Annotated in this window: 8 protein-coding genes; 2 read left to right on the top strand and 6 right to left on the bottom strand. The window is 57.1% G+C overall.

What is annotated here, in order from left to right:
- On the top strand, positions 1 to 1,175 hold a 1,175-nt coding region (gene purD / locus HP459_RS20650), incomplete at its 5' end, for a phosphoribosylamine--glycine ligase (protein WP_171936755.1).
- A 49-nt stretch (positions 1,176 to 1,224) separates the two neighbouring features.
- Here the strand turns inward: purD and HP459_RS20645 are convergent.
- The 6 genes from HP459_RS20645 to nudC form a co-directional block, all read right to left on the bottom strand.
- A complete protein-coding gene (locus HP459_RS20645; RefSeq protein WP_022646713.1) occupies positions 1,225 to 1,917 on the bottom strand; it encodes a DUF1481 domain-containing protein in 693 nt (230 codons plus the stop codon).
- A gap of 11 nt (positions 1,918 to 1,928) precedes the next feature.
- The gene (gene hupA / locus HP459_RS20640) at positions 1,929 to 2,201 is read right to left on the bottom strand and encodes a nucleoid-associated protein HU-alpha (RefSeq protein WP_002445246.1); all 273 of its coding nucleotides are present in this window, start codon (positions 2,199 to 2,201) and stop codon (positions 1,929 to 1,931) included.
- A 186-nt stretch (positions 2,202 to 2,387) separates the two neighbouring features.
- A complete protein-coding gene (locus HP459_RS20635) occupies positions 2,388 to 2,978 on the bottom strand; it encodes a YjaG family protein (RefSeq protein ID WP_022646712.1) in 591 nt (196 codons plus the stop codon).
- A 41-nt stretch (positions 2,979 to 3,019) separates the two neighbouring features.
- The gene (nfi, locus tag HP459_RS20630) at positions 3,020 to 3,691 is read right to left on the bottom strand and encodes a deoxyribonuclease V (RefSeq protein WP_003862312.1); all 672 of its coding nucleotides are present in this window, start codon (positions 3,689 to 3,691) and stop codon (positions 3,020 to 3,022) included.
- A 9-nt stretch (positions 3,692 to 3,700) separates the two neighbouring features.
- Positions 3,701 to 4,765 carry a uroporphyrinogen decarboxylase gene (gene hemE / locus HP459_RS20625; RefSeq protein ID WP_023299076.1) on the bottom strand — a complete coding sequence of 355 codons (1,065 nt, stop codon included), beginning with the start codon at positions 4,763 to 4,765 and terminating at the stop codon, positions 3,701 to 3,703.
- Positions 4,766 to 4,803: 38 nt separating this feature from the next.
- On the bottom strand, positions 4,804 to 5,577 hold the full coding sequence (gene nudC / locus HP459_RS20620) for an NAD(+) diphosphatase (protein WP_022646710.1): 774 nt from the start codon (positions 5,575 to 5,577) through the stop codon (positions 4,804 to 4,806).
- A gap of 95 nt (positions 5,578 to 5,672) precedes the next feature.
- Between nudC and HP459_RS20615 the strand changes: the two genes are divergently transcribed.
- Positions 5,673 to 5,818: Rsd/AlgQ family anti-sigma factor (locus tag HP459_RS20615; protein WP_171936754.1), on the top strand; the 146-nt coding region annotated here is incomplete at its 3' end.

Raw genomic sequence — 5,818 nt, 5'->3', positions numbered from 1 at the left:
AGCCCGCGCTACAGAACGTCGCCATCGGCGTAACCGATATCCCGGCGCTGCTGAGCTTTGCCCGGAACGAGAATATCGATCTGACGATTGTGGGCCCGGAAGCGCCGCTGGTGATCGGCGTTGTAGATGCCTTCCGCGCCGCGGGCCTGAAAATTTTCGGCCCAACGGAAGGTGCCGCACAGCTGGAAGGTTCAAAAGCCTTCACCAAAGATTTCCTCGCGCGTCATAACATCCCGACGGCGGAATATCAGAACTTCACCGAGGTAGAGCCTGCTCTGGCTTACCTGCGTGAAAAAGGCGCGCCGATTGTGATTAAAGCCGACGGTCTGGCTGCCGGGAAAGGCGTTATCGTGGCGATGACCCTTGAAGAAGCGGAAGCCGCTGTGCAGGATATGCTGGCGGGTAACGCCTTTGGCGATGCGGGCCACCGCATCGTGATTGAAGAGTTCCTCGACGGCGAAGAAGCGAGCTTTATCGTGATGGTTGACGGCGAGCACGTCCTGCCGATGGCCACCAGCCAGGATCACAAGCGCGTAGGCAATGCCGACACGGGTCCAAACACCGGCGGGATGGGTGCTTACTCCCCTGCTCCAGTGGTCACTGACGAAGTACACCAGCGCACCATGGACCGCATCATCTGGCCAACCGTAAAAGGGATGGCGGCGGAAGGCAATACCTACACCGGTTTCCTCTACGCAGGCCTGATGATCGACAAGCAGGGTAACCCGAAGGTGATTGAATTCAACTGCCGCTTCGGCGATCCGGAAACTCAGCCGATCATGCTGCGCATGAAGTCCGATCTGGTTGATCTGTGTCTGGCGGCGTGCGAAGGCAAGCTGAATGAGAAAACTTCCGAGTGGGACGAGCGTGCCTCTTTAGGTGTGGTGATTGCTGCGGGTGGCTATCCGGGTAGCTACAATACCGGGGATGAGATCCACGGCCTGCCGCTGGAAGAGATTGACGGTGCGAAGGTGTTCCACGCCGGTACAAAGCTCTCTGACGATGACCGCGTGCTCACTAATGGTGGACGCGTGCTGTGTGCGACCGCGCTGGGTCATACCGTGGCAGAGGCGCAGAAGCGCGCCTATGCGTTGATGGCGGATATTCACTGGAACGGCAGCTTCAGCCGCCAGGATATCGGCTATCGTGCCATTGCGCGGGAGCAGGGAGAGTAATTTCACACCCTCACCCTAACCCTCTCCCTCAAGGGAGAGGGGACTTAAATCAAAAACTCTTTTCTGTCGGCTGCCAGGTGCAGAAATCTTCGTTCGCCACCAGCAACAGCTGAGAGCCTTCCGGCGCTTCCAGCCATGCCACACTCACCTCCACAGATGAATGCCGCTGACGACGCTGAATGTGTTCGGTTGCCCAGGATTCAAGCTCAGGCTTCACTGTCTGCCCTTCGCAGGTGGTCACCGTGCCGTCGGCATGCCAGCGCCCCTGGCGCAGCACCACGCGGCCCTGACGCAGCGCATCGCTGGTCTGGCGAAGTTGTTCAGCACGGTAGCGGTAGAGGGCGACCTGATCGCTGGAAAGCTGCTGTTTCAGTCCACTGACCTCATGCTGCATAAAGCTCAGCTCGCCGTGGTCGTCAAAACGCACCTTCACGTGTTCGGGAGTCTTACTGTAGATATTCAGTTCAATGAGCGACAGCGCATCGCCCTGCCAGCGGTATTCTGCGGTCGAGGTATTGCCGTTATGCCACGGACTGAACGCGGTAAGCATATGCACTTCATCGCTGGAATCTTTGCGCCAGATCCTGACCGCACCCTGGTTGTCAGCGTAGCCGCTGGCGGTAAACGGGGGGAGTGAGGAATCATGACTACAGGCAGACAGCAACAGTACGCCTGCCAGCGCGAGCGGTCCACGCCAGAATGACAAAAGGGGCGTTGCCGCCCCTTCGTTAAAACTGTTCACTGCCACGCGTCTTACTTAACTGCGTCTTTCAGTGCTTTACCAGAAACAAATGCCGGCACGTTAGCTGCGGCGATTTTGATTTCTTTACCGGTCTGCGGGTTGCGGCCAGTACGCTCAGCGCGGTGGTTCACTTTGAAGGTACCGAAACCAACCAGTTGTACAGCATCGCCTTCTTTCAGAGACTCAGTAATAGCAGCCAGGGTAGATTCCAGAGCAGCTTTAGCCTGCACTTTAGACAGATCAGCCTTGTCCGCAATTACATCAATCAGTTGAGTCTTGTTCATAAGTTATCCTTTCAATGTGTTTATCGCTTGCTAAGCATCGAGTGCGACGAAAATGCCAAAAAAGCACTCTCCTGCATACACGCACCGATAGCCACTTTTTTTCGCCCCCCAAATGTAGACCAGACGGGGGGCGAAAGGGAAGAGTCGAGGAGTGACAAAACAGGCGTTAAATCACGTTTTGTTGTCTCATTGGTTAAAAATTATACCAATATTGCTCTCACCGGCCTCGCGCAGGTCCGCGCGAAGCCCTTTGATCAGCTCAATATCACGTTCTTCACACTCCGCCAGCAGACGGAAAATTTCCCACTGAATATCCCATTCCTGTTCAACCGCCGGGTTAGCACGCAGCTCTTCGTCGGTCATTTCACGGCCTTCCTGGGTCATTTCCAGCATCGCGACGGTGGTGATGGATGCCTTACTGACTTCAATGGCGTGCTCCAGGGTTTCACCGCTCAGACGGGAGTGGATCAGCTCGCTCAACGCCACACAGGCATCGATAGCCGGGTAGACGCCATACAGGTCGTAATCGTCCGCCGCAGGAATTGCCTCTTCCAGCTTTTCAAGCTGAGAGTCGAAGTTTACCTTTGCGTCTTTGACCGTCAGCGTCTCCCAGATCAAATCCAGGATACGTCGATAAATCTGGCCTTCGCCAAACTCCGTTTGCTTACAGAACGCGGCATAGTTGGGGTACATGCGCTCGCACAGGCAAGCCATAAACGTCACGTGCTGCCAGCTTTCCAGCTTCTCAAGGCGCAGATGAATCGGGTTTTGTAACATGATGATGTCTCGAATCGAAAATTAGCCGCAGTTTACCTGAATCACGGCTGAATTTCCTGCCAACGAATGAATGCCGGACGTGAAGAGGCAACGGCGTCAGCCCAGCGGGTAGGCTCAGGTAAGCGGTAGCCCTTCATACAGCGTTGCACCCACGCCAGGGCGCTGTCCATGCTGACCCGATGCCCGGTTGCGATAAACAGCGGATTGCAGCGCGCTTTACTGCGCCAGACCCACGCCAGCTGCTCGCCTTTATGGATAAGCGGCGCCAGCGCGCCCGGTTCGGCAGAGAGCGGCTCAAACGCGCCGCACAGGCGTTTTTTCGCCACGCCGATGGTCGGCACGTCTACCAGCAGACCAAAGTGGCTGGCAACGCCCAGGCGACGCGGATGGGAGATGCCGTGCCCATCCACAAACAGCAGATCGGGTTTTTGCGAGAGTTGCTCCCACGCGGCCAGCAGCGCGGGATATTCGCGGAAGGAGAGAAAGCCGGGGATATAGGGCATGGTGGTGGCGATACGCGCCACCTTGTACTCCACCAGCTCCAGCGACGGGTATTTCAGCACCACCATCGCCGCTCGCGTCACTTCACCGCCTTGCTCAAACCCGACATCCGCCCCGCCAATGTATCGCGGAGGGTCCGTATCCAGACGATCCTCGCGGATCACCGATGAAGCCAGTTCGATTTGCTGAGCGCGTAGCGACGCGAGATCCATAACCACTCCTTACTTGTGATACTGGGCAGAAAGCCGATGCACCGCCTCCACAAATACGCCAGCGTGTTCTGGCGGTACATCCTGATGAATACCGTGACCGAGGTTGAAGACGTGGCCTTCGCCCTGGCCGAAACCAGACAGTATAGTCGACACTTCTTCTTCGATACGGGCAGGCTGTGCATAGAGCATGGACGGGTCCATGTTGCCCTGGAGCGCCACTTTATCCCCCACACGACGACGCGCATCGGCAATATCAGTGGTCCAGTCGAGGCCCAGCGCATCACAGCCGGTGGCCGCCATCGCTTCCAGCCACTGACCGCCGCCTTTCGTAAACAGCGTTACCGGCACGCGGCGGCCTTCGTTTTCACGCAGCAGACCATCGACAATTTTGTGCATGTAGTACAGGGAGAACTGCTGATAATCACGCCCGGTTAGCACGCCGCCCCAGGTGTCGAAAATCATCACCGACTGCGCGCCCGCTTTAATCTGCGCGTTGAGATAGAGCGTGACGCTCTTCGCCAGCTTGTCGAGCAGGGCATGCAGGGCCTGCGGCTCTGCGTACATCATCTTTTTGATGACGGTAAAGGCTTTGCTGCTGCCACCTTCCACCATGTAGGTTGCCAGCGTCCACGGACTACCGGAGAAGCCAATCAGCGGCACGTCGCCTTTGAGCTCGCGGCGGATGGTGCGCACGGCGTTCATCACATAGCCCAGCTCGCCTTCCGGATCGGGGATCGGCAGCTTATCAACGTCGGCTTTGCTTTTGATCGGTGAGGTAAAACGCGGCCCCTCGCCGGTTTCGAAATAGAGCCCAAGGCCCATCGCGTCCGGAATGGTAAGAATGTCCGAAAAAAGAATGGCGGCATCGAGCGGGAAGCGGCGCAGCGGCTGGAGCGTCACCTCACAGGCCAGCTCGGCGTTTTTGCACAGCGACATAAAATCGCCCGCCTGCGCACGCGTGGCTTTGTACTCTGGCAGATAGCGTCCCGCCTGGCGCATCATCCACACCGGGGTGACATCAACGGGCTGGCGCAGCAGCGCACGCAGATAACGATCGTTCTTCAGTTCGGTCATTTTGCAGTTCCTTATTGCGTCAGTCCGTCAGTGTAACACTACTCATACTCGGCCCGACACATTGCCACGGTATCTTCTATCAGGCGACGCGCCACCGTTCCCGGCGGGGGCAGCAGCGGTAAATCGTCGTAGCGATACCAGTTCGCCTCCAGCAGCTCTTTCTGATCGATAACAATCTCGCCGCTGTCGTATTCCGCCATAAACGCGGTCATCAGGGACATCGGGAACGGCCACGGCTGCGACGTCACATAGCGCAGGTTTTTCACCTTAATGCCGCTCTCCTCCATCACCTCGCGCGCCACCGCCTGTTCCAGCGTTTCGCCGACTTCCACGAACCCGGCGAGGACGGTGTGAATGCCGTTGCGATGGCGGGTATGCTGCGCCAGCAGGATGGAATCATCACGGCGGATGGCGACAATGATGCACGGTGCGATTTGCGGGTAGTAACGTTCACGGCAGTGGCCGCAGAGCAGCGCCCATTCGGTTTTGCTCGGGTGCATGGTGTGGCCGCAGTAACCGCAGTATTTGTGCGAGCGGTAAAACTCCGCCAGCTGTACGCCGCGCCCCGCCAGCTGGAACAGGCCGACGTCCAGATCCAGCACCTGACGTACGGATCCCATATCCTGACGGCGCGCCTGTTGGATCAACCACACGGGATCGCCCTGCCACTCGCCGATCTTCAGTGCGGACTGGCCCACCAGATCGAACGTTTCCGCGGCACCGTAGGGCAACTCTCCTGAGGGCAGCCATAATTTTTGTTCGTGGCTGACGATCCACCAACCCAGATCTGATTTTTCAATAATACGATCCATATCTATTGCACTACCTTCGCTTCACTGACATGTTGTTAGCATTGTGGTTACATTTTGGATAAGCAGATCCCATTTTAAACCTTATGGAGTCGACCATGTTAAACCAGCTGGAAAGCCTGACTGAGCGCGTTGGAGGAAGTAACACCCTGGTGGATCGCTGGCTACATGTGCGCAAGCATCTCCTTGTGGCGTATTACAATCTGGTTGGTCTTAAGCCTGGCAAAGAATCCTTTATGCGACT

It is taken from the genome of Enterobacter sp. CM29, assembly GCF_013179605.1.
GTDB lineage: Bacteria > Pseudomonadota > Gammaproteobacteria > Enterobacterales > Enterobacteriaceae > Enterobacter > Enterobacter intestinihominis.
Note: the sequence above shows the minus strand (reverse complement) of the source record. Positions and strands in the feature narration are given on the sequence as shown.